Source organism: Levilactobacillus suantsaii, assembly GCF_004115745.1.
Classification (GTDB): domain Bacteria; phylum Bacillota; class Bacilli; order Lactobacillales; family Lactobacillaceae; genus Levilactobacillus; species Levilactobacillus suantsaii.
The window spans coordinates 16,264-43,234 of sequence record NZ_QXIL01000017.1; the positions used below are offsets into that span (position 1 = coordinate 16,264).

General features: G+C 52.5%; 24 protein-coding genes and 1 riboswitch. Of the genes, 5 read left to right on the plus strand and 19 right to left on the minus strand.

All coding sequences use genetic code 11. The features are described from left to right. Positions 1 to 134: 134 nt before the first annotated feature. On the plus strand, positions 135 to 1,493 hold the full coding sequence (locus DXH47_RS08325) for a gluconate:H+ symporter (RefSeq protein WP_129032890.1): 1,359 nt from the start codon (positions 135 to 137) through the stop codon (positions 1,491 to 1,493). Between the two features lie 146 nt (positions 1,494 to 1,639). Here the strand turns inward: DXH47_RS08325 and DXH47_RS08330 are convergent, their stop codons facing one another. Further along, positions 1,640 to 3,124 carry an FAD-dependent oxidoreductase gene (locus tag DXH47_RS08330; RefSeq protein ID WP_129032891.1) on the minus strand — a complete coding sequence of 495 codons (1,485 nt, stop codon included), beginning with the start codon at positions 3,122 to 3,124 and terminating at the stop codon, positions 1,640 to 1,642. Between the two features lie 123 nt (positions 3,125 to 3,247). Between DXH47_RS08330 and DXH47_RS08335 the strand changes: the two genes are divergently transcribed. Further along, complete coding sequence (locus DXH47_RS08335; protein ID WP_129032892.1) at positions 3,248 to 4,156, plus strand: LysR family transcriptional regulator; 909 nt, start codon at positions 3,248 to 3,250, stop codon at positions 4,154 to 4,156. A gap of 83 nt (positions 4,157 to 4,239) precedes the next feature. On the opposite strand, the gene DXH47_RS08340 is transcribed toward DXH47_RS08335, so the two are convergent. The 12 genes from DXH47_RS08340 to deoC all read right to left on the minus strand — a co-directional run bounded on the left by DXH47_RS08340 (position 4,240) and on the right by deoC (position 15,372). Further along, on the minus strand, positions 4,240 to 4,557 hold the full coding sequence (locus DXH47_RS08340; RefSeq protein ID WP_129032893.1) for a carboxymuconolactone decarboxylase family protein: 318 nt from the start codon (positions 4,555 to 4,557) through the stop codon (positions 4,240 to 4,242). Between the two features lie 2 nt (positions 4,558 to 4,559). Continuing rightward, a complete protein-coding gene (locus DXH47_RS08345; protein WP_129032894.1) occupies positions 4,560 to 4,976 on the minus strand; it encodes a cupin domain-containing protein in 417 nt (138 codons plus the stop codon). Positions 4,977 to 4,999: 23 nt separating this feature from the next. Next, complete coding sequence (locus tag DXH47_RS08350) at positions 5,000 to 5,743, minus strand: SDR family oxidoreductase (RefSeq protein WP_129032895.1); 744 nt, start codon at positions 5,741 to 5,743, stop codon at positions 5,000 to 5,002. Positions 5,744 to 5,763: 20 nt separating this feature from the next. Beyond that, positions 5,764 to 6,285, minus strand: coding sequence for a flavodoxin (locus tag DXH47_RS08355; protein ID WP_129032896.1), 522 nt, complete (start codon positions 6,283 to 6,285; stop codon positions 5,764 to 5,766). 352 nt (positions 6,286 to 6,637) lie between these two features. After that, positions 6,638 to 7,312 (minus strand): hypothetical protein, encoded by a 675-nt coding sequence (locus DXH47_RS08360; RefSeq protein ID WP_129032897.1) that lies wholly within the window; start codon positions 7,310 to 7,312, stop codon positions 6,638 to 6,640. Between the two features lie 422 nt (positions 7,313 to 7,734). Continuing rightward, entirely contained in the window at positions 7,735 to 8,619 is an 885-nt protein-coding gene (locus tag DXH47_RS11755) for a LysR family transcriptional regulator (protein ID WP_182150569.1), read from the minus strand. A 15-nt stretch (positions 8,620 to 8,634) separates the two neighbouring features. Beyond that, positions 8,635 to 10,062 carry a gamma-glutamylcysteine synthetase gene (locus DXH47_RS11760; RefSeq protein ID WP_182150568.1) on the minus strand — a complete coding sequence of 476 codons (1,428 nt, stop codon included), beginning with the start codon at positions 10,060 to 10,062 and terminating at the stop codon, positions 8,635 to 8,637. A gap of 263 nt (positions 10,063 to 10,325) precedes the next feature. Continuing rightward, on the minus strand, positions 10,326 to 11,624 hold the full coding sequence (locus tag DXH47_RS08370) for a pyrimidine-nucleoside phosphorylase (protein ID WP_129032898.1): 1,299 nt from the start codon (positions 11,622 to 11,624) through the stop codon (positions 10,326 to 10,328). Between the two features lie 109 nt (positions 11,625 to 11,733). Further along, positions 11,734 to 12,681, minus strand: coding sequence for a sugar-binding transcriptional regulator (locus DXH47_RS08375; RefSeq protein WP_129032899.1), 948 nt, complete (start codon positions 12,679 to 12,681; stop codon positions 11,734 to 11,736). A 50-nt stretch (positions 12,682 to 12,731) separates the two neighbouring features. After that, the gene (deoD, locus tag DXH47_RS08380) at positions 12,732 to 13,436 is read right to left on the minus strand and encodes a purine-nucleoside phosphorylase (RefSeq protein WP_129032900.1); all 705 of its coding nucleotides are present in this window, start codon (positions 13,434 to 13,436) and stop codon (positions 12,732 to 12,734) included. Positions 13,437 to 13,462: 26 nt separating this feature from the next. After that, a complete protein-coding gene (locus tag DXH47_RS08385; RefSeq protein ID WP_129032901.1) occupies positions 13,463 to 14,650 on the minus strand; it encodes a phosphopentomutase in 1,188 nt (395 codons plus the stop codon). Positions 14,651 to 14,682: 32 nt separating this feature from the next. After that, positions 14,683 to 15,372, minus strand: coding sequence for a deoxyribose-phosphate aldolase (deoC, locus tag DXH47_RS08390; RefSeq protein ID WP_129032902.1), 690 nt, complete (start codon positions 15,370 to 15,372; stop codon positions 14,683 to 14,685). A 394-nt stretch (positions 15,373 to 15,766) separates the two neighbouring features. After that, positions 15,767 to 15,830: riboswitch (Fluoride riboswitch) on the plus strand. A gap of 82 nt (positions 15,831 to 15,912) precedes the next feature. On the opposite strand from deoC, the gene eno reads away from it, so the two are divergent. Both eno and DXH47_RS08400 read left to right on the plus strand, forming a co-directional pair. Then, the gene (eno, locus tag DXH47_RS08395; protein ID WP_129032903.1) at positions 15,913 to 17,199 is read left to right on the plus strand and encodes a phosphopyruvate hydratase; all 1,287 of its coding nucleotides are present in this window, start codon (positions 15,913 to 15,915) and stop codon (positions 17,197 to 17,199) included. A 49-nt stretch (positions 17,200 to 17,248) separates the two neighbouring features. Further along, positions 17,249 to 19,537: an HAD-IC family P-type ATPase gene (locus tag DXH47_RS08400; RefSeq protein ID WP_129032904.1), complete on the plus strand. Its 2,289-nt coding sequence runs from the start codon at positions 17,249 to 17,251 to the stop codon at positions 19,535 to 19,537. A gap of 58 nt (positions 19,538 to 19,595) precedes the next feature. Here DXH47_RS08400 and DXH47_RS08405 read toward each other — a convergent pair whose 3' ends face one another. The 3 genes from DXH47_RS08405 to DXH47_RS08415 all read right to left on the minus strand — a co-directional run bounded on the left by DXH47_RS08405 (position 19,596) and on the right by DXH47_RS08415 (position 22,336). Then, positions 19,596 to 20,396: a fumarylacetoacetate hydrolase family protein gene (locus DXH47_RS08405; protein ID WP_129032905.1), complete on the minus strand. Its 801-nt coding sequence runs from the start codon at positions 20,394 to 20,396 to the stop codon at positions 19,596 to 19,598. Between the two features lie 183 nt (positions 20,397 to 20,579). Next, complete coding sequence (locus DXH47_RS08410) at positions 20,580 to 21,446, minus strand: aldo/keto reductase (protein WP_129032906.1); 867 nt, start codon at positions 21,444 to 21,446, stop codon at positions 20,580 to 20,582. Between the two features lie 23 nt (positions 21,447 to 21,469). Continuing rightward, positions 21,470 to 22,336: an aldo/keto reductase gene (locus DXH47_RS08415; protein WP_129032907.1), complete on the minus strand. Its 867-nt coding sequence runs from the start codon at positions 22,334 to 22,336 to the stop codon at positions 21,470 to 21,472. A 114-nt stretch (positions 22,337 to 22,450) separates the two neighbouring features. Between DXH47_RS08415 and DXH47_RS08420 the strand changes: the two genes are divergently transcribed. Continuing rightward, on the plus strand, positions 22,451 to 23,314 hold the full coding sequence (locus tag DXH47_RS08420) for a LysR family transcriptional regulator (protein WP_129032908.1): 864 nt from the start codon (positions 22,451 to 22,453) through the stop codon (positions 23,312 to 23,314). Here DXH47_RS08420 and DXH47_RS08425 read toward each other — a convergent pair. The 3 genes from DXH47_RS08425 to DXH47_RS08435 all read right to left on the minus strand — a co-directional run bounded on the left by DXH47_RS08425 (position 23,287) and on the right by DXH47_RS08435 (position 26,802). Further along, positions 23,287 to 24,702 (minus strand): MFS transporter, encoded by a 1,416-nt coding sequence (locus tag DXH47_RS08425; protein ID WP_129032909.1) that lies wholly within the window; start codon positions 24,700 to 24,702, stop codon positions 23,287 to 23,289. The two genes, DXH47_RS08420 and DXH47_RS08425, sit on opposite strands and share 28 nt — an antisense overlap. 775 nt (positions 24,703 to 25,477) lie before the next feature. Next, positions 25,478 to 25,846, minus strand: a complete 369-nt coding sequence (locus tag DXH47_RS08430; protein WP_170954988.1) for a pyridoxamine 5'-phosphate oxidase family protein — start codon at positions 25,844 to 25,846, stop codon at positions 25,478 to 25,480. Positions 25,847 to 26,017: 171 nt separating this feature from the next. Further along, positions 26,018 to 26,802 (minus strand): IS5 family transposase gene (locus DXH47_RS08435; RefSeq protein ID WP_390885920.1). Its coding sequence is split into 2 segments (ribosomal slippage): positions 26,018 to 26,550 and positions 26,550 to 26,802, totalling 786 coding nucleotides; the frame shifts between segments, so codons are not numbered across the junction. Between the last annotated feature and the right edge of the window lie 169 nt (positions 26,803 to 26,971).

Genomic DNA, 26,971 nt, shown 5'->3' on the forward strand with positions numbered 1-26,971 from the left:
TCAAAATGAAACAAAAGAAGGTTCTTTTATGTACAAATTGTGTACCATCAAGTATAATATAAAGCGCTTACGAAAAGTCTGTTTTGGGGGAAGCTGGCTTTTCACACTATATCAAGATGAAAGGGCTTACTACTATGGAACTTTTAGCACTTGTTGTTGGGGTCATCTTTTTATTGGTCCTCATTATTCGTTTCAAAATCAACACCTTCGTCTCGCTGGTCATGACTTCCGTTTTGACTGCGCTATTACTGGGCATGAATCTGACCAAGATCATGGCCACCATCGAAGAAGGAATCGGCAGTCAACTGGGAGAACTCTCCTTGGTCTTCGGTTTCGGGGCCATGCTGGGTCGGCTGGTCGCCGATGCTGGTGGGGCCTACGTGATTGCCACCACCTTAATTGATAAATTCGGTAAAAAACGATTGCAAGTTGCCATTATGCTGGCGTCATTCATTATCGGGATCGCCCTGTTCTTTGAAGTCGGCCTGGTCTTATTGATTCCAATCGTCTTTGCCATTGCCGTTGAAGCCGACGTGCCGATCCTGTATCTGGGAATTTCCATGGCCGCTGCGCTGTCCGTGACCCACGGGTTCTTACCACCCCATCCGGCGCCGGTTGCCATCGCCGCCGTCTTGAATGCTAACGACGGAGAAATCCTATTACTCGGGTTAGTGGTTGCGATTCCCAGTGCCATCGTGGCTGGGCCCCTCTTTACCAAGTTGGCCCAACGCTTTGCGCCCAGTGCCTTCCAGCAAAAAGGGAACCTGTCGTCATTAGGGGAAGTCAAGACGTTCAAAAAGTCCGAATCCCCTAGCTTTGGGATGGCCGTCTTAACCTCTTTATTCCCCGTTATCTTGATGGCGATTACCACCATCTACAAGATGACGGTCAACGGCGGGGCCACGCCGACCAAGGGAGCAACCATGCTGGACCATATCATCGCCCTGATTGGCGATCCGGCGATGGCCATGCTGATTTCGCTGTTAGTGGCGATGTTCACCATGGGCTGGGCCCGCAAACGGCCAACGTCCGCCATCATGCAAAGTCTAGAAGATGCTATCAAGTCGATTGCCATGCTGCTTTTGGTCATCGGAGGTGGTGGCGCCTTCAAGCAAGTCTTAATCAGCGGTGGTGTCGGGGACGAAGTGGCGAAGATCTTCGTCAATTCCAATATGTCGCCTTTACTCTTAGGCTGGTTGGTCGCCGTGGTCTTACGGGTAGCCTTAGGCTCTGCGACCGTCGCGGCCTTGACCGCCGCCGGCATCGTGGCCCCTCTGATGGCCCAAGCCGGCGTGGACCCCGCTTTGATGGTGCTCGCCATTGGGGCCGGGTCATTAGCCGCTTCGCACGTGAACGACGCCGGTTTTTGGATGTTCAAGGAATACTTCGACCTCTCCGTCAAACAGACGTTAAGTATCTGGACGGTCCTGGAAAGTATCATTTCCGTGGTCGGCATCATTATCGTGCTGTTGCTGAGCCTAGTTATCCATTAACCTGCCAGTGACTAGTCATTCCCCCGTTTAACGTATCACCGACAAAACACTAACGTGCACCGCTTTTAAATGGAAAATCCATTTGTAAGCGGTGCACGTTTTAAGTTATTTGGTGTTCATCATGGCATCAAACCAGGCGTCAAACGTTAGGCTAGCACAGTCTGACCCGCTAACCGGCCAAAGGTGACCGCGTGACTGGCCGTCAAACCGGGAACCCGGTCCGGGTAAGCGCCCCAGAAGAAGCCCCCCGCACAGTTGCCAGCGGCGTAAAGCCCTTGGATTGGATCAGCATTCCGGTCGAGGACTTGCATCCGTTCGTTGACGTGCAACCCGTCCAAGGTGGCAAGTAAAATTCCCCCTAACGTGACCGCGTAGTACGGGCCACCATCGACGGGGAACATCCGGTAGCTTTCCTTGCCGAAATCCTGGTCTTCGCCAGCAGCACAGAGATCATTGTACCGTGCCACGGTTTTTTGCAGCTGGTCAGCTGGTAATTGCATCTTGTGGGCCAGTTCTTCAATACTGTCCGCCTGTTTCACGTAACCTTTTTCCAGGTACTGTTGAACCAGCTTCTTTTCGCCGTCTGCGCCGAAGATACCAGGCCAGCCTAACCGTGAGCACCCTAACGTGTGGAACTGTTGCAGGTTGTCCATGGTCTTTTGGTTCCAGACCATGACTTCCAAATGTCCTGGTTGGTGCCGGAGTGAATTCATGGCAAACTGATACGGGGCACTTTCGTTGAAGAAACGCTCCCCCTTCAAGTTGACCTTGAGCAGTGGGTAGGAGCCTAAGACGAACTGGTGACTCTTCCAGTCCTTGACGTAGTAATCATCAATATTGGTGCCGACCGGGACCGCGCCCCGATCGAAGATGATGCTGGCCGGTTCGTCGTCGCGGGCAGCCCCCACAGCCAAGGCCGCCAATTGACCAGACCCATCATCGCGGGGGCTTTGAGTATAGGTGTTCTTCTGGAGCAACGTTGGCGCCCACTTCTGCATCAACGCTTCGTTGGCCCCATAGCCACCGGTACACAGGATAACGCCCTTGGTTGCCGTAAACTCACTGATGGCATTGGTCTCGGTGTCCTTGACCCGTACACCAACGACCCGATTTTGGGCGTCGGTCAATAAGTTTTCTAACTTGGTCCGATACTTGAACGTCACACCCAAGTCACGGTCCTTTTGAATCACGTACTTGCCCCAGCCCTGGTCCCAGGATTTTTCATCGCGGGTGACCTCATTACCAGATGGGAATGCCTTGTTGATCAAGTGTTCATAATACGCATCGCCAGTGGCATGGAGGTGGTCACCATTGGTTTTTAAGACCTGCTCTTCCAACCAATCCATGGCTTCGCCACTATGGTTGACCCAAGTCCACAGGAGCTTTTGGTCAACGTTGTCCTGGGCAAACGCCGACAGAAATTCAACTAATTCACGCTTGTCGATGTGCACCCCAGCCCGCTTCTGCGCGGCGCTATCGACCGAGGCAATCGTATTGCGGTACAGGTGATCACTCGACGACTTCTTGTCGATAACTAAGACCTTGGCGCCCTTTTCCGCGGCGGCTCCGGCAGCAAAGCCCCCGGCGTTGGCAGCGCCGACAACGATGACATCGTAAGTTGTTTGTGTCATAATTTAATCAGTCCTTTACGTTAGTCTGCAATTGTTATCGCTTACACGTTCATGGTACGGCAAATTTTGCGGACTGATCACGCGTAAATCGCATACCTTTATGACGAATTGGAATGGTAACTTGTGAATTCATTACAGCTCAAATGCCTACTTTCCGTGGGCCAAACCAAAAGCGTGACTCAGACCGCTACCCAACTCTACGTGTCCCAGTCCACGGTCTCCAAAAACCTAAAGCGCCTCGAAACCGAACTGGGATTTAAAATCATCGCGGTTCACGCCCACCAGACCGACTTGACCCCCGAGGGCCACTACCTCTACACCCACCTGCAACAACTTGCCGCGCAGTTCAATCAGGTGCTCGAGCACATTTACGCTGATAAAGCGTCGCGACCCATTACGGTCTGCCACTCGATCATCCCCTTCGAACGGGTCTTTTTACCGGCGTTTTTCCACCGCTTCACCGCTCAGCACAATCGACCAATCCAACTCTCCAGTTTTCGTCCGGCCCCATATGCCGCGAGTTTAAACTTATTGCTAAATCAGCAGGCGACCTTCATCCTAATGCAGGAAGATTTCTTCCATGCCGACCCGCGTATCGCTTTCACGCCGCTATTGCGCGGCCACTATAGCGTGATTATCCCCCGCGACCAACTCCTGACCCTAAAATCCAAGCTCAGCCTCACCGACCTCGCCCAGCACAAGCTCTGGATTTGGAACAGCACGCCCCCCGTCCATTCTGCCATTCGCCTCAGTAATACGCTCCGCCAAACACTGCCTAACTTGGAATTGACGACAGTCAAAAATATTGCAGAATGTGCGATGTATGCGGCTTCTGGAGAAGGCCTCGGCTTGATTCCCGGTTTTGCCATCGACCCGCAAAACACCGACGTGGTCTACCGACCGTTGGATCTAGACATCCCTATGACTTACGGCGTCAGCTACTTGCGTGCTACCAAGCAAGAGACCTACTTCACCGCCATCATCGATGCGCTGCAAGCCACGGTCGCCGACAAACAAGCCACTTGGTTCTAATTCAAAAACACGCCCCAGTAACGCGACCGGCTTATCCGGTCACCACTGAGGCATGTTTTTTAACAGTCATTTTTAAATGCAGATTAGTCCTTGTAGATTTGCTTAGCTAAACCAAATGCGGACCAAGCTTTTGGCCACCCAGTGTAGAAGGCCAAGTGGGTGATGAGTTCCACCATCTCGTCCTTAGTCACGCCGTGTTGTTTGGCAATCTTCATGTGCGCTTCAAGTTGAGGGACCCCCTGCGTGAGCAGGCTAGCCACCGTGATCAAGCTCCGGTCACGGGCCGATAATTTGTCCTCACGTGACCAAACTTCACCAAATAAAGCATCATCGTTGAGTTCCGCGAATTTCGGAGCAAAGTCACCTAAGTTGTCGCGACCAGCCGTTTGTTTTTCAGCCATAATTATTTATCTCCTTCCACTGCAGCGTATTGTTCATCCGAAACGGGCTCCAACCATTCTGGTGTCCCCGCCGTAATGGCGATGTGGGAGAACCAGCTGTCCTTAGTGGCCCCATGCCAGTGCTTGACGCCGTCGTGGGTCACGACCACATCACCGGCCGTCAAATGCCGTGCGGGCTTGCCGTCTTCTTGGTACCAGCCTTCGCCACCGGTGACCAGTAAAATCTGGAACCCATTGTGATGAATGTGCCAGTTGTTCCGGCAACCGGGTTCGAAGGTCACGTTGCTGACGCCGACACTAACGTCGGGATCGCGCACTAACCCTTGTAAATAACTTTGACCCGTAAAGAATTTGGCGTACGCATCGTTCTTGGCACCCATTGGGAAAATTCCGTCTTTGATTGCTTCATTTTTAGCCATTATATTGTCCTCCTTGCTGAGTTTTAAGCTTGTTTGGTTGGATAAATTGTAAATTCATTAACGTTGACGTCTTCGGGTTGGTCGACCGCAAAGTTGACCACGCGGGCGACGGCGTCCGGGGTGATGCCCACGGCGTCGTAGAACTTCTGCATGCCATTAGCCGTTTGTTGATCGGTAATGGTGTGGAGCAGTTCCGTATTGATAGCCGCCGGGTACAACGAAGCGGTCCGAATGTTGGTACCTTCCTGGGCGCTTTCCATCCGAATGACTTCCATCAGGTTCCGGACGGCAAACTTAGTCGCCCCATAGACCCCGGACCCGGCAAAGCTCTTGATGCCGGCCACGGAAGACGTCGTGATGATTTGACCGTGCTTTTGACCGGTAAACGTCGGCATGACCGCCGCCACGCCGTTCAAGACCCCCTTCAAGTTGATGTCGATCATCGCGTTCCACTCGTCGGTGTGTAGCGCGCTGATTGGGGAGTTCGACATAATGCCAGCGTTGTTAAAGATGACGTCGAGGCCACCAAAGGTAGTCTTCGCCAAATCAACTAAGCCTTGGACTTCAGCCGGCTTGGTCACGTCGGTCACCTGGTAAGTCGCTTGACCCCCAGCATTTTTAATAGCCGTCACAATTGCTTGGAGTCGAGCTTCACGCCGCGCACCCAAGACTACTTTAGCACCATTCTGGGCGAGAAGCTTAGCACTCGCCTCGCCGATACCGGAGGAAGCCCCGGTAATCACGATTACTTTGTCTCGAACTGTCATTTGATGATCTCCTTTGTCCGTCATTTGTTGTCTGCTAACCCTTGTTGGAGCCAATGGTCCACGGCCGGCGCGGCCCGGTCCACCCGCGACCCCCGAATTGGGAGCCCCGGATGGATGACCGCCGTTGGACATAACCGTTGCAGGTCATCTAAACTGTGCCCCAGACCACTCCCCTCGTGGGTCGCAAACGGATAAATCTCACGCGGTGGTGTGGTGGTCTGAGTCAGCAATGTCGCGATGACGCGTGGTACACCGCCGAACCAGATGGGATAACCTAAGACCCATACGGGGGCCCGTAATGCAGCGGACGCCACCGGTTCAATCGCTGGGAACGCGTGTTGCGTTTGTTCAGCGCGGGCCCGTTTCAAGCGTGCCGGGTAAGTCATTGGATAAGGGACTTGCGGATGTAAGGCCACGGGCGCAATGCCCAACCGCTCACCCAGTAACCGGGCGACTTGGGCGGTATGCCCCTCTGTCACCACCGGCGTTTGCCCACGAACCAGGGTTTCTCCGGGGGATGAAAAATCAATCACCGTGAGCATTTAATTTCTCCTTTCAACGGGCCTCATGAACAAGACCTAGTATAGGCGCCAGTTTGATATAGGTCTAATGCCTATAATTATTTGATTAATGCCTTTTAAGCATGCCGTTTATCTTTAACCTGCTAAAAACCTCAGCTGTTTTCCACGTTTCTACATTCCAAAAAGCTGTCAGTCTTTAAATGTAGCGTTTTGTTCGGAAGACCGCTCCTGAATAATCACCACTGACAACTGCCGCCATACTGCGAGTGTGACCCACAAGGCGTTGTTACCGTTAAATTACTATTAGATCCAACAAAAAAAGCGAACCCTGCTTGTTTGGCTCGCTCGATAAAGACGGATTGGGTGTTGCTGACTACTTCTTGTAAGCTCCGATTGCTTTAGCGTAATTCTTAGAAAGCATATGGTTAGTGTAGACTGCCTGCTTGTTGGTTGACTTCTTTTGGTTCTTTGTTTTGTACGCCGCCTTAACGTAAACATGCTTGGCGTTGTACCGCTTGATGGCCTTGCTGAAAGTCATCTTCTTAGTCAAACGGGCATATTTGTCGGCGCCTTTATAAAGGTGAATGCGTGCCCACTTGGCATGGTGCTTGTTTGCAAGACTCTTAGTTGAAACTTTAATCTTACCCGTTACTTTAATGTACTTACCGGACTTAGTCTTGGTTGCTTTTAAATTTGTTACCTTGTAGGCATACTTCTTTGCTGCCTTTTTACTCTTAGTTGTCTTTTTTGATGTCGTTCCATCATAATAATTCTTAATTTTGCTCGGATCAGTCGAATAACTAGCTTCAAGCTCTTTTTTAGCCTTTTTAGACAGCCCAGTTTCTTGGTCTTTAATATTTGCCGCCCAGTTCTTAGCCCCTTGCTTTTTCTTAGCATCGGCATTAGTTGCTGCAACCATCTTAGCGTAAGTTCCATAATCATGGCCATTATATACCCATTCTGAAGCGCTGGCCTTTGTGATCCCTAACGTCACCCCAACACCTAACATTGCCGCCGTTAACATTAAACTCTTAGCTACTCTATTCATAATTGATGGCTTCCTTTGGTTTGATTGTTGATAATAAGATTTGATTGCTAACACTAACTCAAAAAACGTAAAACGGCCTAGATTCCGTGGTGCCATCCCCCGGCTGGTCCAGGATAATTTTACATCAAACTGTTCAGATTGAACATGGTTCAGTTGTTATATGCTGAATTATTTTTGTTCCAGAAGATGTTGATTGCTACTCACGACGTCCTTGTCCAGATACAGGTCTAACTTGTACTCGCTATCAGCTCCGCAAAAAGCGCATCGTTTGCATTTAAACCCGGATAAATAGTGCCTACAGATCGTCGTAGGTACTATTTTGTTTTACGCAGCTGTTAAACATTTATGCTTGGGGCCGGTCATTCAATGGTATCTTACACTTTAATGGAAAATTCGACACACACGAAAAAAGACGCCCGCCCCTAATGGGCAAAAGCGTCTTTGAAATAACGAATGAATTCGGTAACGACTGGAGTCAGGACCCGGTCGCGCCGCCAGACCAACACACAATTGGTCTGGATGGCCGGTTTTAAGGGCAAAAACTTGGTCTCGGCCGGTTGGCGGTTAGTGATGGCCCCGGCAATCATTAGGGCCGCAGCCACCTGGTGGGCCACCAACGGTAAGGCATTAAAACTCAAATTAAAAGTACCGATGATGTTGAGCTGCTGGCGGGTCAACCCCGACCAGTTGGTCAACAGTCGCTGGACTTCCGGGCGATTCGAAATCATCAGGGGCATCCCCGCCAAGTCCGCTGGGGTCACGTGATCTTGCCGGGCCAAGAAGGCGTCGGCCGCCATCAATAGCCCCCAGGTCTCGGTCCGCGGCAACGTCAGCGTGTGGTACTTGTCGGTGTTGACCGGTTCCAAGAGAATCGCCATATCCAATAAGCCCTTATCCAACCGATCGGTAATGATGTCACTGGCCCCACTAAAGATATCAAAGGTCACCTGGGGATAATCACTGACGAAGTCCTCCAACAACATGGCTAAGGTGTCAGAGTTATCAGCCTCAACGCACCCTACCGTAATGTGCCCGCTAAATAATTGTTGACGCCGGTTAACGAACTCCTGGGTGGTCTGTTGCGTGAGTTGGAGGATCTCGGCGGCCCGGCTTTTTAAAAACAAGCCCGCCGAGGTCAACACCAGGCCCTTACTTTGACGGTCGAAGAGCGGCGTTCCCAGTTCGGTTTCGAGGGCGCGTAATTGGCGACTCAGCGTAGGTTGCGTCACGTGCAAGATTGCCGCAGCCCGTGAGATGTTTTCCTCTTCCGCAATCGTCCAAAAGTAACGTAAAACGCGGAGTTCCACAGCAACAATCCTCCTTTAAGATTCAGCGAGTTCCGGGAACAATTGATTCAATTGCCCTTTGGGATCCGTCGTCTGGGTATCCCGTTCCTGCAAGACCTGCGTCACCCCACCGTGGGTGAACATCAACAAGTCCGACCCCAGTTCGTCTTTGACCTGGTAGAACTGAATCCCCGCCTGCATTGCCGTCAAGATGAACCGCTGACTCCGCAGGTTCAAATCCCGGTAAACCGGCAACAACGCCGTGCCATTCAACCGTTGGTAGCGCCAAGCATTGGCGACCCGTAACCCATACGCCATCAAGCTTTGGTGACTGACGTGTGCCATGATTTTAGCGGCGGGCGTCAGTTCGGGATGGGTCAGAATCTCGGCGAGGTCATCAATGGCACTCCACTGTTCCGTATGGGCGTGCAAGTGGTGGGCCATCTCGGTCATGGCGCTAAAGATACGCTCCCCTTCGGCCTGGTACTGCGTTTGCTGGTCTGGACGTTCGAGGGCCACGGCCGTATTTTTCTGCCGACCCGCGGCCAGCACGGCAGCTAGATTCGTCGTCGGCAATGGCGTCACCAGTAGGTAAATCATAAACGTTTTTAAGAAATACAGGGCGTGGCGGCTGACACCGTTGGCCGTGAACGGCGTGTTGTCAAAACCGCCGAATTCCAGGTACCCGATGCCCCCAGTCAAAAAGTCTTGCGGGGTCACTTGCCCCTTCAAGGTCACGGGACCCGCGGCTGGCGAATCTCCCGTAGCCGCCAAGCGTTGCAAGGCTCCTAGATGCGCCCCTAATGAGGTGTACGTTACCGGTGTTCCGGTCGGAAAAGCGCCACAGTGCCGCAAGCTACGGACGGGGCGTTGGGGAATCTCGGGTAAGGTGTCTAAAAACCCCCGTTCAGCTAACGGGGCCGCGCCAAAGAGGTAGGTCAGAAGCCACTGGTAGCGCACGAAATTTTGGGCAATCCGAAAATAGAGTTCGTTTTTAAAGGCCACGACGGAATCGAAATCGGCCGTGTAGTGACTGTAGAGGCGGTGAATCACGGGGTCCGGCATACTATAGCTCAACTTGACTCCCGTTAACCAGTCGGCTTGGTGTCCCGCCCCGGCGCTTGCCAGTTCAGCGGCATCGGTAATCGGTGGCAAACTCATTGGCCAGATTCGGTCATCGGCCTCTAACGAATGGTACGCTACGGTCTGTAAAGTATCCAACCGGTCAAGCGCCCCCCCGATATTCGGATTGGGTTCCGTCACCACCATGATTTGGTTGGGTCGTCGGCCGCGGCGTAAATATGGATGGTCTGGTCGATTGGACCACGCCTGCGGCTGGGGACGCTGGCTTAACCGGCCGCGTCGGTCGACGCGTTGCTCCGTCAGCTTGATGCCGACTAAACTATGATAAAGTTGTTCTGATAAATTTTCTTCTCGAATAACCGCTAATAAATTTTCCAACATGGCGGTAACATCCCCTGACTACAAATAACCCGTTTACTTAAAGTTTAGCCAAAAGCGGCGGTCCTGTCACTAATCTGGCTTAATTTTTTCACAAAAACCGGCAATTGACCCGGCGGTATCCCCCAAAGCTTCTCCCGAGCTAATCTCGGTGACTTAACTAAACGTTCATCGTCATAACCAGCGGGCTAAAATCAACTTTCTAGCCTGCCCAACCAAAAACGACCGGGTTCCCCCAGTCGTTTCAAACTTTCCAGTCGTATGAGCTACCGAATCGTTTCGTGGATCAGTGTAAGGGGTTCGGCGGTGTCACTAATCTCAATGTTCGCGTAGAGCAGGTCTTTAATCTCGGCCATATCTTCTCGATCACTGTAGATGGTCAGAAGCGACTCCCCAGCTTGCACCGAATCCCCAATCTTCTTGTGCATCATGATACCTACGGCGTAATCCAACTGGTCGTCGGCCTTTTGCCGGCCTCCGCCGAGAAGCATGGAGGCAATCCCCATCTCATCGGCCGCCACCTTGCTCACGACCCCGCTGGTCTTAGCAGGCAACTCGATCTGGTATTTAGCCTGCGGCATGATTTCGGGGTGGTCGATGACGTTGCGGTCGCCCCCTTGTGCGGCGACCATGTCACCAAACTTCTGCAACGCTGACCCGTCTTGGATGGTCCCCGCACACATGGCTCGGGCCGTCTTCAAATCAGGGGCCTTTTTGGCCATAACGACCATGTGCGCCCCTAACGTCAAGACTAAATCGGTGATGTCGGCTGGACCTTTACCCTTTAAGATGTCGATGGATTCTTTGATTTCCAGAGCGTTACCGATGGCGTTTCCTAACGGCTGATTCATGTCAGAAATGATAGCCATGCAGTCCATGCCGACGCCCTTACCAATCTCCACTAAGGCGTGGGCCAACTCCCGTGAATCATCCAGGGTCTTCATGAAGGCCCCGGAGCCGGTCTTGACGTCGATGACCAATGCATCGGTCCCCGACGCGATTTTTTTACTCATGATGGAGCTCGCAATCAACGGAATCGAATCGACCGTGTCCGTGACGTCGCGTAAGGCGTAGATTTTCTTATCAGCCGGGGCGATATTGCCCGTGGCCCCCACGATGGCACACTTCACGTCTTGGACTTGGTTGATAAAATCTTGTTCGCTGATTTCCACGGTGTAACCTGGGATGGCCTCCAATTTATCCAACGTGCCCCCCGTATGGCCCAGACCCCGACCTGAAATCATCGGTACCGGGATGCCTAATGCGGCCACGATGGGTGCCAACGGGATACTGGTCTTATCGCCAACCCCACCGGTCGAGTGCTTGTCGGCCTTGATGCCGTCGATTGAGGAGAGGTCCAGATGGTCCCCCGATTTCATCATGGCCATGGTCAGTTCGGAACGCTCCGCATCGGTCATGTCCTGAAAGTAGGTCGCCATCAAAAACGCACTGGTCTGGTAATCCGGAATCTCACCGGAGACCACGCCACTAACGAAGTCCTGAATCTCATCAGCGGTCAGTTCGCCACCATTTCGTTTCTTATCAATAATGTCTACCATTCTCATGCTGAAGTTCACTCCATTTCTACTGGTCACGCCCTGTTGGACGTTGCTAATCGGTCATTTAGCCACTAGAAGGCGGTCGGCTGATGTTGCCAGCTAACCGCCCCCAGCTTTAAGTCACTTTAAGTAATTCCGCTGCTGCGTGTTGATCGATGATGAGGCAGTTGGGATACTTGCCCCGTAATGCCGCTTGCACCGCAGCCACCTTAGCGTCGCCCGCGGCCACCAAAATCGAGTGGTCCTTGCGCCGCAAACTGGCCAACTCAATGCCAATCGTCCGCCGATTCAATTCGGGATCGACGATTTCACCATTTTCGTCGATGTAGCGCGAGAAGATGTCGCCGACCGCGTGCTGTTGCAAGTAGTGTTTCTCCTTATCTTGAAGGTAACCTAATTGAAACACCAGCGCGGTACTGCGAACGGTCCCTGCCGAATAGATCGCGATATTGGCCTTTTCGCCCAGCTCTAGGAGGTACTGGATGTGCCGCTCGGCTTCCACCAGTTCCTTGGTTTTTTGGTGGTCAAAGATCACCGGTAGCGGTAAGTACTGGGGCATCGCGTGAAAGGCATTGGCAAAGGCATCGATGCTTTCGTACGCATAGGTATACTCCGTCGAATAACTGACACTCCCTTTGAGCTGAATCACCTCCACCCCCGTCAGGGTGTCGGGTTGCAAATTCTGGCCAATCGCATAAATCGTTTTCCCCCAACCGATCCCAATAACATCGTGTTCCGAGACGATGCTTTCGAGGTAGCGGGCCGCGTACTGCCCGACGGTATTCAGGATTTCGCTAGCGGCCGTGAGCTGCGTCGGCACCACGTGGACTTCCACCTGGTACGCCTGGTGCAACTCCTGTTCTAACGTCTGGACGTCTTGGACGGGATCCACAATCTGAATGCGAACCAACCCCTGTTTACGGGCAAATTGTAACAGCCGCGAAACGGTAGGCCGGGAAATCCCTAGTCGTTGGGCAATCTGACTTTGACTTTGATTGGCCTGATAATAGAGCTTGGCAACGGTCAACCCTTGGGCAATCCGTTCATCTGTAGTCTCTGCCATGTCATTGCCCCCTCGTTTGGGTGGTCACCTCACTTAGATGACCCCCACAGTTATCGAATGGCGGCTTCGAGCGCCACCTTAATCATGTCATCAAAGGACTTTTCCCGTTCCTCAGGCGTCGTCGATTCACCAGTGACCAAATGATTGCTGATGGTCAACACGGACATCGCCTTGACGTGGTACTTGGCCGCAATCAGGAACAAAGCCGCTGATTCCATTTCGGTAGCCAGCACACCGTAATCGACCAACTTTTGCCGGTCCATTTCATCGTTGTAGAACCGGTCTTCAGCTAAAACATTGCCGACCTTTACTGGGATGTGCAGATCTTGCGCCGCATGGTAGGCGTTGTCCAGCAAACCAAAGTCGCTGATGGGTGCATAGTAGATGCCCCCACCAAAGACATTGTGGATGATAGACGAATCGGTCGTCGCCGCCTGGGCTAAAATCACGTCGCGCACGTGAACATCGGGACTCATCCCGCCAGATGTGCCGACCCGAAACAGCTTCTTGGCCCCGTACTCCGTGATCAGTTCGTGGGCGTAAATGGAAATCGATGGGATTCCCATCCCAGTCCCCTGAACGGAGATGCGGTGACCCTTATAGGTCCCGGTATACCCGAATGCATTGCGCACCTTGTTGTAACACACGGGATTTTCAAAGTAGGTCTCCGCGATATACTTGGCCCGTAACGGGTCCCCCGGCATCAAGACCGTGTCCGCAATATCGCCTGATTTGGCTTCCAAATGGTTGCTCATGATGTTTCCTCCTTAGTGAGTCATAACTACTGTAAATCCGCTAAGAAACTCTGACCTTCATTGTTACCCTTGACACCAAAATTGTCCAGGACTGTTGCCCCAAAATCCGCAAATGGGGTTCGAATCCCGAGTGAACCGCCCTGCTTGAAACTCGGGGAATAAACCACTAACGGCACGAATTCCCGCGTGTGGTCACTGCCCGTGTAGGTCGGGTCGTTGCCGTGGTCGGCGGTGATCATCAACAGATCATCGTCGTGCATATTCGCTAACACGGTGCCCAAACGTTGGTCAAACGCCATCAACGCCTGACCAAAACCATCAGGATTGCGCCGGTGGCCGTACATCGCGTCGAAGTCCACCAAGTTGGTGAAGCAAAAACCAGTAAAGTCTTCTTGCATCACGTGATCAACGTGGTCCATCCCGTCCATGTTGCTTTCGTTATGGTAGCCTTCGTCGATGCCATGACCGGAGAAAATGTCGTTGATCTTGCCGATTCCCACCACGTGGACGCCTGCTTGTTGCAGTCGGTCCAAATCGGTCGGGCCGGTGGGTTCCAACGTGAAGTCTCGCCGGTTCGCAGTCCGGGTGAAGTGCTGGCCGTCCGGACCCACGTATGGCCGGGCGATGATGCGGCCGACCAGATACTCGGGACCGTTGACCAGCGACCGGGCGTACTCACAGATCTTGTAAAGCTCGTCCAAGGGAATCACGTCTTCGTGGGCGGCAATTTGTAAGACCGAATCCCCCGACGTGTACACGATGAGGTCGCCGGTCTGCATCTGGTGTTCCCCTAATTCAGCGATGATCTTAGTCCCAGATTCCGGGCGATTCCCAATGACTTTCCGTCCTGAGAACGCTTCCATTTTCTGGATGATGTCAGCCAGAAAACCGTTGGGGAAGGTATTCAACGCTTTGCGGACCGGTAAGCCCATCATTTCCCAGTGGCCATCCATCGAATCCTTACCTGCCGAAATCTCTTGCATCTTGCCATAATAAGCATGCGGGTTCTGAGCTACCGGTACGCCGACAATCGGAGTGTCCCGTAAATTCGAGATACCTAGTTTAGCCAGGTTCGGCAACGCTAGTTTCCCGGCAAAATGTTCGCCGACGTGGCCGATGGTGTCGGCCCCGGCGTCACCAAACTGCTTGGAATCGGGAGCGGCTCCAGTCCCGACGGAATCCATTACAATGCCAAAGATACGTTTGAATGTCATACTGTTCTGCCTCCTACAACTGTCATGTCATCCTAATAACCGGCCTTTTTCGCGGCGGGCTGACCCGTTAAGATTGCCACCGTGGCACTGACCCCCAAGCGGCTGGCCCCGGCGTCGATCATGGCGAGCGCTTCCTCTTTACTGTGAATCCCGCCGGACGCCTTGACGCCTAAGCGGTCGCCCACGGTCTGCCGCATCAGTTTCACGTCGGCGACCTTGGCCCCCGCCGTAGAGAACCCGGTGGACGTCTTCACGAAGTCGGCCCCGGCCTGTTCACTCAACTGGCAACCCGTGACGATTTCATCGTTGGTCAGCAAGCTGGTCTCCAAAATCACCTTCAAAATTTTGTCCTTGGCGTGGACGGTCGCCGCCACGCTTTGAATATCTTCTTTTACAGCCTCATTGTTACCCGATTTTAATTCACCGACGTTGATGACCATGTCGATTTCTTCGGTCCCGTCATCAATGGCCGTCGCCGCTTCGAAACTCTCGCTAGCCGTGGCCATGGCCCCTAGTGGAAAGCCCACAACGGCGATAGGATTGACGGAACTGTCCTTCAATTGTTCAGCCACGAACGGAATCCAGTAAGAATTCACGCAGACAGAAGCCACGTTGAATTGTTTGGCTTCTTCGCAGGTTTGGCGGATTGAAGCTTCGGTCGCATCCGCTTTTAAATTGGTGTGGTCCAGGTATTTCGCCAATTCTGCAGTCGTTAATGTCATGATTATGAAACCCCTTTCATTTGTCACCCTTAATATACCGAATCTCTGCACATTTGTAAAGGAATTTATTGAAATTATGTTCAAAAGCAATCCAGATAGATAATTAATTCACAATAAATCCCAACACCGTCCCTGCGCGCCCACCTCACTAGCTTGCTCCGTATCCTAACCAACTACTCTGGCGGCGGAGCCAACGTTAATCGCGACTATTAACCATCATTAGGCTATGTTCAATTATTTTGGGAGGGACTGGCTCAAGCCGCACCGTTGCCGTCAAACCCATGGTCCCGTCATTAGTTGTGCCCCATTAGTATTCCCGCTCGCCTTACCAACTCGGTCTGCCGGCTTATCATCGATTGCGCGGGTCAATGCCGTGGGGTACACTAAGAGCGTAAAATCTAATGGCGATGACGTTCGCCAAAATAATTGAGCAATCAATTGATGACGTCTACTGGCTTTATTTCCCCCTGCATAACTTGCGATGCCCGGGAAAAACCGGTAGATGTCTTTTTTTGAAAGCGCGAAAGGGAGTAAATTTTTATGTCTGTTGTGATTGAACAAGTTAAAGCACGGGAAATTTTCGATTCACGGGGAAACCCTACCGTTGAGGTCGACGTCATCCTGTCCGACGGGATTCGGGGTCGCGCGGCGGTCCCATCCGGCGCTTCCACTGGGGAGAAGGAAGCCGTCGAATTACGGGATGGCGGCGAGCGTCTGCAAGGCAAAGGTGTCGCCACGGCCGTCAAGAACGTGACCACCGAAATCAACGCGGCGTTACGCGGCGCAGACCCCTTCAACCAGGCCCACGTGGACCAAATCATGATCGACCTCGATGGGACGCCAAATAAAGCGCGTTTAGGGGCTAACGCCATCTTGGGTGTCTCCATGGCCACGGCTTGCGCGGCGGCGCTGGAAACCCACCAACCTTTGTACCGGTATTTAGGCGGTGAAGACCTCGAACTGCCCCAGACCTTCCACAACGTCATCAACGGTGGCGAACACGCCGATAACGGCATCGGCATGCAGGAATTTCTGATCACCGCCGTGGAACGGACTAGCTTCCGGGACGGGTTCGAAAAGATCGCCAACACCTACCACACCTTAAAGAAGGTCATCGAAGACGCCGGCTTTACTACCGGATTAGGTGACGAAGGGGGCTTTGCGCCGGACCTTAATTCGTCGGAAGAAGCCTTAAAGATGTTACGGGAAGCCATCGTCAAGGCCGGCTACGAACCCGGCAAGGAAATCGCCATCGCCTTTGATGCCGCCGCATCGTACTTCTATAACGACCAGACCAAGAACTACGACCTCGAGGGCACGACCTACACGCCGGACGAACTCAGCGACTACTACGGTAAGCTCCTCGACGAGTTCCCCGAAATCATTTCCGTGGAAGACCCGTACGATGAAAATGACTGGGAAAACTTCGAGAAGTTCACCCAAAAGTATGGTGACCGGGTCCAAATCATCACCGATGACAACATCTGCACCAACCCGAAGTTGATTCGTCAGGCCATCAAGGACGGCATGGCCAACGCCATCTTAGTCAAACTGAACCAAATTGGGACGGTCACCGAAACGCTAGAAGCCATGCGCTTAGCTCGGAAGAACGGCTACAACACCATGATGTCTCACCGCTCCGGTGAGACCGAAGATACCTTCTTAGCCGACTTCACGGTCGCGACCAATGCCGGACAACTGAAGTCCGGGGCGCCAGCTCGTTCCGAACGGGTCGCTAAGTACAACCAACTCTTACGGATCGAAGAAGAGTTGGGCCAAGACGGGACTCGGTTAGCGAAGTTCCCCAACGAGGTCGACGCCGATTAACTTCACACTAGACTGTGGGGAGTCTTATTCGTGAAGGAAGTGACTGGTCATGGAACACCTGACCACTTTTAACGCGACCGGTCTGGCCGCCGCTCAAGTAGCCAAACGGGTCACCACTGACGGGCCCAACGACGTTCCCGAGACCCCGTTTAGTTTTCCGAAAGCCGTGCTTGCGCGCCTCTGGGAACCCTCGGCGTGGATCTTGGAAGGCGCCCTGGTCTTAGAAATCATCCTGGGCAAGACTGTTCAGGCCGGTTTCATTTTACTGATGTTGTTGTTCGCCGCCATCGACGGGGCGATTCAAGCCAAACGGGCCACCACCGTGCTTCAGTCCTTGGCCCACCAACTCACGCCCACGGTGACCGTGAAACGTGACGGGACCTGGCAACAGCGTCCCACTAAAGACCTGGTCGTCGGCGACCTGATTAGTCTCAACCGAGGCGACTTGGTCCCGGCCGATGCGGAGGTTCTGACCCACCCCTTAGAGCTCAACGAAAGCTCGATCAGCGGGGAAGCCAACGCCCTCACCCGTGATCCAGGGAGCACGATTTTTGCCGGCACCGAAGTTCTAAATGGCCACGCCCTGGCTACCGTCACCCAAACCGGGGTCAACAGCCGTGCGGGCAAGACCATCAGCCTGGTCAACCAATCGTCATCCCCGGGACATCTCCAGCGCTTACTGGGTAAGATCATTGGTTACCTGGCGCTACTCGATACGGTACTTGCGGTCATCTTGATTGGCGTCGCCCTCTTGCGGGGAGAAAACCTGATTACCATGTTGCCGTTTCTGGCGATGCTCTTCATTGCGACGATTCCGATTGCCATGCCCTCGAGTTTTGCGGTCGCTAACTCCGTTGAAGCCAAAGTACTCAGCCAAAAACACGTGTTGGTCAGTGATCTAACGGGGATTCAGGAAGCCGCTAATTTAGACTTACTGTTGGTCGATAAGACCGGGACCATCACGGCCAACCAACCCCAAGTCGTCCAGTTCACAAACCTATCAGCGCTCAGTGACGCCACGCTGATCCAACTGGCAGCTAGTGCCACGGACCCACGTCATCCGAGTGTTATCGACCAGGCCCTACGCGCTTATGCGGCGGCTCGGCAGTTGACCGCGTTGGTTCCACAGCGCTTCATTCCGTTTACCGCTGCCACGGGGTATTCTTCAGCGACCGTGGTCACCGCTGACACCACGTTTAACTTGCACCTAGGGGGGTACACCAAGTTAAGTGCGCTGTTGTCAGACGACATCCCAATCACCGTTGATTTTGCAGCCGGCCGCACCGTTGCGCTGACGGTCAACGATGCGTTAGCAGGTATCTTCGTGTTGCAAGACCAACCGCGGCCGGACAGCGCTACGGCAATCCAGACCATCCAACACCGCGGCGTACAGGTCATGATGCTGACCGGCGACAATGTGCGCACCGCCCAAGCAGTGGCCCAACAAGTCGGTTTGACCGGCCAAGTCGTGAGTTTTGACCACCTCGACCAAGTGGCTGACCCGCACCAGCTCGCCGGCATCGCCGACGTGGTCCCCGAAAATAAACTCGCCGTCGTGGAACGGTTCCAACAACTAGGCCACGTGGTCGGTATGACCGGTGACGGGGTCAACGATGCCCCAGCTTTGAAACAAGCCGAGGTCGGCATCGCCGTGGCCAACGCCACCGATCTGGCCAAGCGTGCCGCGAAAGTCGTCTTATTGACGCCGGGGCTGACCGCCTTGACCACCATTCTTGACAGCGGCCACCGCGTTTACCAACGGATGATGACCTGGACGATCACCAAACTGTCCCGAACAGCTGAGCTGACGCTATTGTTGACCCTGGGTTACCTGTGGTTGCGCCACATTCCGTTGGCACTGAACGCTATGATCTTGGTCGCCATTCTAAACGACGTGGTCACCTTGGTCTTAGGGACCGACCACACCATCACCACGGTTCAACCGGAACACTGGAATTTGCGGCGGCTTAGCCGGTTAGCCGGGGTCCTGGCCGGGAGTTGGACGATCATCGGGCTACTCCTGATGGCTATTCTAAGCGCAAGTGGTATCCCGACTGGACAGCTCAGCACGGTGCTTTACGTTTACTTGATCACCAGCGCCATGCTGACGATTCTGATGACCCGAACACCACATCACTGGTGGCAGAGTCAGCCTAGCCGGCCCGTTATGGTGGCTATCGGGACCAACTTAGCCTTGACCATTGGCCTGGCGCTTACGGGATGGGGCGTCACCGCCATCACGGTGACGCTGCTGGTTAGCACGCTTGTTGGCACCTTACTGGTTAGTTTGTTGCTCGATATCGGGTACGTGCACCTACAACGACACGATGCATTATGAGTTAAAAAATCGCCACCGTAACGGTTCGAATGAATCGCTATGGTGGTGATTTTTTAACTTATTGAATGGTCATTTTCAGTGTACCCAAGTGCGTGATGCTTCCGGTCAACTGGTCACCGGGCTTCAAAAAGAGTGGTGGCTGGTGACCGACGCCGGTTCCACTCGGCGTCCCGGTAAAAATCAAATCGCCAGGTTCGAGGGCCACAATCGTCGACAGGTAGTGAATCAAATCCGGCACCTTGAAAATCATCTGCCCCAACGGTGCCGACTGTTTCGTCGCCCCGTTCACGATGGTCGTGATGACCTCTTGGTCCAGATTGGCCACCTCGTCGAGCGTCGTCAGCCACGGCCCCACCGGCGCGTAGTTTTGAAACGACTTGCCCATGGAAAATTGAGGGTTGTCGTTCTCAAATTGCACTTCCCGGTCGGATAGATCTTCCCCGACCATCACGCCAGCCACGTGGTCCAGGGCCGACGCCACCGGAATGTCTCGGCCGCCGTCACCAATCACCACGACCAGTTCCGTCTCCCAGTCGGTCCGGGGGCCGTGGGCGGCCACCGTGACTACTGAGGGCGCCAGCGAACTACTGAACTTGGTAAAAATGCTGGGTGTCTTGGGTAAATCGATATGGATCTCCGCCGAGTGGTCTTGGTAGTTCATCCCCACCGCAAAAATCTGCCCGGGCGCATGGACTGGTAGACCTAAGTCGGCCTGGTCAAAGCGAGTTACGTCCCCTAACTGCAGTTGATTGACGGGCGTCTGGACCGTCTCTAAGACCGTAGCGGCGTTCAACACCGCTTGGCCGTGCTGATCGTCGGTCACCAAAAATGGTAATCCACGGCGTACCCCAATTTTCATCTTATCACCTCAAGTTTATGGTACCGCTTTCTGGGTGCCGAGGAAACGTTAAATTTGACCAATTACAAAAGCCGCTAGCAACGCCCCTTCTTCAATTGAAGAAAGGCTTGCTAGCGGCGGCCTATGAGTTAGCGTTAGTGTCTCCGTGCCCCATAGTCACTCTGTTGTGGGGCCTACGGTAAATTAATCGTTAGCGTGAACGTCAAAGGCGTTGAGCAACATGTCTTTCGTTCCCGGCGTGTCAGGATCGTGTTGCCCCTGGCCCTTGTCGAGTTGCCGTAATTGCGCTACTTCATCATCGGTCAAGCTAAAGTCGAAGATGTCGAGGTTGCTCTTGATACGGGCTTCGTGGACCGACTTCGGGAAGACGATGATGCCTTCTTGGTGTTCAAACCGCAGGATGATTTGGCCCACGTCCTTATTGTACTTAGCCGCCAGCTTGGTAATCACGGGTTCTTGTAAGAGGTCTTGGTTTCCCTGACCTAGCGGCGCCCAGGCTTCAAGCTTGACGTCCTTAGGTGCCAAAAGCTTCCGTAATTCGGTCTGCTGGAAGTACGGGTTGAATTCCACTTGGTTGACGGATGGCAACGTTTCAAAGTCCGGGACGAACTGGTTCCAAATCTTCGGTGTCATGTTGGACACCCCAATGGACTTCAGCTTACCCGCCTTTTTCGCAGCTTCCATGGCACGCCAAGCCCCCGGAACATCTCCGTAAGGTTGGTGAATCAGGTAGAGGTCGATGTAGTCAAGACCTAATTCGCTCAATGAGCGGTCGATGGCCTTAGTGGCGGCCTCGTAACCGAAGTCTTGGAGCCAGAGTTTACTGGTGACCCAGATTTCATCACGCGGAATGCCGCTGTCGCGGATGGCCCGGCCCACTTCGTCTTCGTTGAAGTAAGCGACCGCCGTGTCGATGTGGCGGTAGCCTGCCGCTAAAGCGTCCTTAACAGCTTGATACGTCGTGCCGTCATCCGGGCTTTGGAAGGTTCCAAAGCCGATGGCTGGAATGGCGTTGCCGTCGTTTAATTGAATCGTTGGTGTCGTTGTCATTTCAAAAACACTCCTTTGAAAAATTAGTCGTGTAACTGCTGTAAACTGGACCCAAAAATCTGTTCGATGGTCACCGGATCACGGTGGTCAAAGAACTGACTCTCCTGGCGGTCCAATCCCGCCAAGGTCGTCATTTCTGTGTCACTCAACTCGAAGTCAAAGACGGCCAGGTTCTCCGCCATACGGTCGGGGTGCACGGACTTGGGAATCACCGTGATGCCACGCTGGAGCAACCAGCGTAAGATGACTTGCCCCGTGGTCTTACCGTGATCCTGGGCGATTTTTTGGATGGTCGCATCGGTAAAGATGTCGTGTTTGCCCTCCGCAAACGGTGCCCACGCTTCAACCCGGAGACCCTCGCGTTGGTTGAAGGCAACTTCTTCGGGTTGCTGGTACCACGGGTTGACCTCGATTTGGTTCAGCACCGGAGCCACACTCATGGTCAATTCCAAGTTTTTCAACTGATCAGCATAAAAGTTCGAGACCCCAATGGCCCGAATCTTACCGGCGTGGTAGGCCTCTTCCATGGCCCGCCAAGCGCCCATCACGTCACCATAAGGCTGGTGCAGCAGGTATAAGTCGAGGTAATCGAGCCCCAACTTTTCTAATGAGGCATCGATGCCCTTTTTGGCCCGGTCGTAAGTGAAATCGGACACCCAGAGCTTCGACGTCACGAAGAACTCTTCGCGGGGCACGCCACTCTTTTGAATGGCCCGGCCCACCGCGGCCTCGTTTTGGTACGCCGTGGCGGTATCGATCAACCGGTACCCGGCCTTAATCGCGGCCGTGACCGCCGCTTCACATTCAGCTAAATCGGGGATTTGAAACACACCAAACCCCAATTGTGGCATTTGGACCCCGTTACTCAGGGTCGTCGTTGGAATCGTCATCTAATCGTCCTTTCTTGACTGGATGACTTTAGTATAATCACAATCGGTTTAATTGAAAATTACCTGTTTGCTATACTAGTATACGAGTAACGTATTCTAAGGAGCTGAACATCTTTGATTGACCTTTATTTATGGATGGAACTCGCCACCTTCGCACGGACTGGCACCCTGGCCCAGACTGCGACGGCCTTGAACGTCACCCAACCCACGGTCACCCGGGGCATGCAAAAATTGGAAGACTTGCTGGGGGTGACCCTGTTTGACCGTCACCCCAACCGGCTGGCATTGACGCCAACGGGCCAACTCGCGGCGACTCTGGCCCAACAACTGGTCACGGCTAACGACCAAGCCGTCGCACAGATTCACACCTACGACCAGGAACAACAAACATTCATCATCAAGAGCACCCTGCCAGGACCGCTCCTACTCATTGACCGCGTCCTCAACACCACCGCTCACCAGACGGAGTTCGACCCCAACTTGGTGCCCGACCAGACGTTGTTAAGTCACGCCGCCAGCCTGGTATTGTCTAGTCACGGCCTTACGACCAAGCAAATCGAGTCCCAATACCTAGGGACCGAAAGTCTTGCGGTCAACCTGGACCAGTTCATGTATCACGCCAACCAGGCCACGATTCGTTTCCAAGAGTTAAGGGGCTTAAGTTTCTTGGTACTCCAAGACATTGGCCAGTGGCGGGACATCATCCAAGACCAGATTCCGGGAGCTAACTTCCTTTATCAGGCGGAACATACCGCCTTTACCGAAATCACCCAGTACTCCGACTTTCCGTATTTCAGTACCAACCTATCGACCGCCATTCCGGCTGACCAGGCAGCTAACGACAACCGCGTGCGCATCCCCATCAGCGATACCGCCGCTCAAATGCCCATCTATGCCAGCTATTTGCGGTCCCAACGCCAACGGGTTATGCCGGTCTTAACCATGATTCGTCAAGCTTGGCCGGAAGCAGTGCGTTGAGCTTTTCGGTGTTGTTGCCAGTAGTTTATGCAATTGATTATGGCGATACACAGGGCTAATGCCCCGGTCAACCAGAAGTCGACCCGACCACCACGATAAGTCCGGGTCATGAGGCTCCCCTGACCTTGATTTTGGAAAATAGCCATCAGCGCCGTCAGGAAGACGACCCCGGTCGCGCCGGCCAGTTGCTGGGTCATGTTGAACAAGGAACTGATATCCGTGGCAGATTGTAGCGGCACATTAGTCGTTGCGTTGGAAATCGTGTTGGAGAAGCACAGGTTGAACCCGGCCCGTAAAATGATGAAGAACACCATCAACAGGATGGCGGTCAGCCAAGGCTGAAAACTGATAAAACTGACCGCTCCGATAATCATTAGGGCACTTCCGGTCAAAACCGGTAAGGCGAATCCCCGTCGATCCGCTAAGTGACCAGCTAACGGCGAGATCACCGCACCAACCAAGGTTCCCGGTAACAGAATCAAGCCGGCGACTAGTGCCCCGTTCCCCAAGACATATTGGGCGTAAACAGGAATCACGACGGAAATCCCGATGTTCAAGAATTGTAAGCCAAAGTAGGTGATGGCATCTAAGCGTACCGCGGGGATGCGAAAGACACTCAAATTGACCAGTCGCGACGTCCCACGATTGTTCTGCCATACAAAGCCGCCAAATAAAATTAGTGCGGCCACTAATAAGCCCCAGAACTCGGCGTGAAATCCATGTTTGCCGATGACGGAAAAAGCGTAGATCCAGGTCGTCATGGCTAGCGCTAACAGAATAAAGCTGCCCCAACTAAAGGGACTGACGTTGGGCGTCACCTTGCCGCGGACCCAGAGCTGGCCTCCAATCAGACTGACCAAGCCAAACGGTAATAGGAACCAGAAAATCATCCGCCAACTCATGGTCGACGAGACCAGGCCCCCGTAAGTTGGGCCCAATGCCGGCGCCAAGGAAATGATCATCCCGGCGATCCCGGTCATCATCCCTAATTTTTGCCGGGGAATCTGGGTAAAAATCAAGTGAAACAGTAGCGGCGTTGCAATCCCCGTTGCGGCAGCTTGAACTAACCGACCGACCAACAACAAGCCAAAGCTTGGGGCCAGCGCACACACCACGTCACCGACCATAAAGAAGACCACGGCCAACGCGTGCAACATTTGCGGTTGGTGTTTCTTTAATAAGTAAGCCGTCGTCCCCATCATAATGGTCACCATCAACAAGTAAGCCGTGGTGATCCACTGCGTCATGTCCAACGACTGGTGGAATAGCCGGGAAAGCTCCGGATAAGTCACGTTCATCGAGGTCTCGGTCATGATTCCCAGGAGACTTAACAGCGCTACCGAGCAAATCGCACCCCAGGTTCGGGGCTGAATCTTAGTATCATCCATATAGGTTGTCCTTCTTTACACGAAATTAAGTACTCACCCATTTTACCCCCCATTTCAAAAATGCGCTAAGGGAAGTCTCGGGCTAATTCCGGATAACTAAGACAAAAATAAAAAGGCCTCAACTGGTCGCAATCTAACCAGCTGAACCCTTTTCACGATGTGTTTGGAGGAACGCATCTTTTTTAAGATTAAGGGTGCTTAAGCCTTAATCGTGTAGTTGTTAGCCGACTTAATCGTCGGCACTATCTGTAACAGTCTGCTACTACCGTTACAGTTGGTTCTGATAAGGAACCCGCTATGCTGGCAAACTAAGCACCTGCTACCGTACTAGTCAGTACCACCATAGCCACGACACCGAAAATCGTTGCCGCTAACTTTAAAGTAAGTCAATTGACTTTATTAAATTGCGATTGCTTAGGCTCATATCGCTGGAGCCGCTAAACAATAGTTAGTTCCGCTAGAACAATTTCAGTATAACAAATCATGTCGTAATTTTTGGGGTTTTCGCTTAAGCTTAAGGGTTTTAAGGTTTATATAAGAAAATAATTCACCCGTTAACATCAGGTTTAGACGTTACCGCTTTTTTCTTATAATTACCGGTATGTCGCCATTTTATAGTTTTTGAATTTGTCCAGGTGCCAACCCATCTTTTTGACCAATCAACCTTAAATGTAACTTAAAACCTTAGTGGTCGTTTCTCCCGGTGACGCAAAAAACGACTGCACCGAGTGCCTTTTTTAGGTGCCCAGTCCAGTCGCAGCGTCACACTTCAAAATTAGATTTTTTGCTGGATATCGTCAATGGTGACCACGAGGACCGCGCGAATCCAGTCGAACTGTTGCTTCATACGGTCAAAGTTAGCGCCGGACGTTGCAAACTTTCCGGTCCCGTGGATGTGATACCCACGGCCCATCCCCTGGCTCCCCTCAACTTTGTAACTCCCGATGGTCACGGTCAGATGATTATCGGCAGTCAAATCATTTTCGATGGAATGCATGCCGGCGGAGGGAATCAATAGCGTATGGTCGTCCACCACGTTGATGTAGTGGCTCCAGGTGTTGACGACACTTGCGGGATGCGCATTAATGGTGATGATGGTCGCGGGCGTTTGGTCCTTGATCACGTCTAAGAATTCTTGTTCCATTTGATGACCAGCTTCCTTAAAATTAGTTGCCTCCAATTAAATTTGATGGGGCTTAAATTTGAGGCATAACTAGTTTACCGCGGGCTTAGGCGTTTGTCGAGGGGGCGTTGAGTCGTTATTTGAAGGCCAGCGCGGTATAATAATCAATGAATCGTTAGTTTCAGAACCTGTTTAAAATCTTCTTAGGAGTAATACCAGAAACGCTAAGATAACCATTTGACGACTTGAATTGAGTTTACGCTCACAGTTCTTCCAAAGTCGTCGACATTTATCCAACCAACTGAAGGAACGTTCAATGATCCAGCGTTGTGGCAGTACTTCGAATTTATGAAGCTCATTGCGTTTAGCCACCTGGACGGTGGCGTTTAAATTAGTGTAAACATCAGCGGCAAAATTCGATCCAGTGTAGCCACCATCGACAAGAACCGATTTAACTTGCTGTAAATGCCCAGAATTTAGAGCTAACATGGCACTGGCTCCATTACGGTCGGAAACATTGGCCGTGGTGATGTGAATTGCTTGTGGTAAGCCGTTAATATCAACCGCTAGGTGGCGTTTGATGCCGGATATGCGTTTACCACCGTCGTAGCCGCGATGCTCAGCAGTATCGGTATTTTTAACGCTTTGTGCGTCAATGATTATGAAAGATGTTCTAGCCGAGCGTGACTGTTTTTCCCGTAGGGTAAAGACAATTTTTTTAAACACTGATCTAAGATTGATAGTTCATCAATAATCTGTTCCTCAGACCATACGCGATAATAGTAATAGACCAATTGCCAGCGAGGAAAATCAACTGGTAACTCGCGCCATTGACAGCCAGTTCTTAAAACATAGACAACTGCACAGAACAACTCATAAAGATCATACTTTCGAGGCCTCGTTGAACGCCGTGCAGCTTCTAAGTCGGGACGAATGAGTTCAAATTGTTGGCGGGAAATATTGCTTGGGTAGTTCATGACTAATCATCTTTTTTGAACTATCATACCAAATATATTAGATTTTAAACGGGAGTGTCAAGAAGTTTGTGTAAATAACAAGAAGACTTCTTCGTATCATTTTGTCTAGCTTAAAACATTGATTCTAAAGTATCTTGGCACTGCTTGAAGCCATTATGAGCTCTGCCGA